Here is a 2,274-nt window from a genome sequence, read left to right on the forward strand (position 1 = left end):
ATGCTGCACCCCGAGGCCGTCCACCAGAATGGTATCGACGAACTCTCTGGCGCTGAGTTTGCTCAGGCGATGGTTGAAAGCCAGGCACAACACCCGGTCGACACCCTCTTCGGCCAGCAGCTGCAGTTTGTCCCGCAAGCGGGCCAGACGGGCCGGGGCGGTGTCCGGAGCGAAGAACTCCCGCGGCTGCGGCTCGAAAATCACCACGCAGCTGGGCACGCCCAACTCGAGCGCACGCTCTCGCAGCCGGACCAGGATAGCCTGGTGGCCACGGTGAACACCGTCAAAGTTGCCAATAGTGGCGACACAGCCCCGATGCTGGGGGCGCAGGTTGTGGAGACCTCGAACCAGCTGCATAACGCGCTTCTTGCYCATAAAGTGGTCGATTATAACCACACCCGGCGGCCGACGACAGGCAACACCGTAACCCAAAGTAATCGAGCCGACAAAACTGCCGGTTCGCCCATGATTATCGAGATAACGTCTTCAGCTCAAGGCCTTGCGATTGAAGTCGCGCAAACGGAAGCCCATCAACAGCAACATGCCGAAATACGCCACGACGCCTGCGATCACCAATGCACCCAGACGCAGCAGCCGCTCAAGCATAGGCCCCTGCCCCCAGGCCGGCATAAAGTGCATCGCACCCAGCAATACTGCAGACATCACCGCTACCRCCACCAGCAATTTGAGCCCGAACTTCGCCCAACCCGGTTGCGGCTGATACATCTGCTGCTTGCGCAATTGATAAAACAGCAAGCCGGCGTTGATGCAGGCACCCGCGCTGATGGCCAGGGCCAGGCCGGCGTGCGCCAGCGGACCGATCAGTACCAGGTTGAACAGCTGAGTGACGATCAGGGTGAAAATCGCGATTTTCACCGGCGTGCGGATGTTTTGTTGCGCATAGAAGCCCGGCGCCAGCACTTTGATCACGATAATCCCCAGCAAGCCGACGGAATAAGCGATCAACGCGCGCTGAGTCATGGCCGCATCGAAAGCACTGAAATGGCCATACTGGAACAGCGAAACCGTCAGCGGTTCAGACAGAATCCCCAACGCCAGGGCGCACGGCAACACCAGCATGAAGCACAGGCGCAGCCCCCAATCGAGGATTCGCGAGTATTCGTGGCGATCCTGGCTGGCATAGGTCTTGGCCAGGGTCGGCAACAAAATCGTGCCCAGCGCCACACCCAGCACGCCGGATGGCAATTCCATCAGGCGGTCGGCGTAATACATCCAGGACACGGAGCCGGCCACCAGAAACGAGGCAAATATAGTATTGATGATCAGCGAAATCTGACTCACCGAAACGCCGATGATCGCGGGCAGCATCTGTTTCATGACCCGCCAGACACCGCTATCGCGCAGATTCAAACGCGGCAGTACCAGCATGCCGATCTTTTTCAGGTGCGGCAGTTGATAGAGCAGCTGCGCCAGCCCACCCACCAGAACGGCCCAGCCCAGCGCCATCACCGGCGGATCGAAATACGGCGTCAGGAATACTGCAAAGATGATCATGCTGACATTGAGCAGGGTCGGCACGAAAGCTGGCACCGAGAAGCGGTTCCAGGTGTTGAGGATCGCCCCGGCCAGCGACGACAGGGAGATCAGCAATATATAAGGGAAAGTGACCCGCAGCAGATCGGTTGTCAGCCGGAATTTTTCAGGAGAATCGACGAAACCCGGTGCCGTGGCCCAGATAACCCAGGGGGCGGCGAGCATGCCCAACGCAGTGACCAGCGCCAGTACCAGTGTCAGCAGGCCTGAGACGTAGGCAATGAAGGTTCGCGCCGCCTCCTCGCCCTTTTGGCTTTTGTATTCGGCAAGAATCGGCACAAACGCCTGGGAAAATGCCCCTTCGGCGAAGATCCGCCGCAGCAGATTGGGCAGCTTGAAGGCGATAAAGAAGGCGTCAGTCGCCATTCCGGCACCAAATGCACGGGCGATTAGAGTGTCACGAACAAACCCCAACACCCGGGAAAGCATCGTGATAGAGCTGACAGCGGCCAACGATTTGAGCAGATTCATTGAAAGAGTTTGTGCCTGTCGATAAACAGCAGGCGAACAACGCGCCCACTTATGCGATACTCCGCGCCGCAACAGCACAGAGCCAAAGCTCGCGAGTTTACAGGTCGCGCGCCGGAAAGAAATATCCAGCGCACCGTCCCCTTGAAAACGTAGCGAGCGAAGGCAAGACAAGGCGAAAGCAGGCGAGAAAGCGGAGTTGACTTTAGTCAATGAGCATTTCGAGTCTGCTTTCAACGCTGTATTGCCGAG

Annotated in this window: 1 protein-coding gene and 1 pseudogene; both read right to left on the minus strand. The window is 58.4% G+C overall.

All coding sequences use genetic code 11. The annotated features are described in order from the left end of the window. Window positions 1–357, minus strand: a pseudogene (locus AC1DLB_RS28005) (bifunctional riboflavin kinase/FAD synthetase); the annotation flags it as partial. 129 nt (window positions 358–486) lie between these two features. Next, window positions 487–2,025: a murein biosynthesis integral membrane protein MurJ gene (gene murJ, locus AC1DLB_RS28010; RefSeq protein WP_477786085.1), complete on the minus strand. Its 1,539-nt coding sequence runs from the start codon at window positions 2,023–2,025 to the stop codon at window positions 487–489. Between the last annotated feature and the right edge of the window lie 249 nt (window positions 2,026–2,274).

The sequence above is a fragment of the Pseudomonas sp. 05N434 genome (assembly GCF_056396965.1).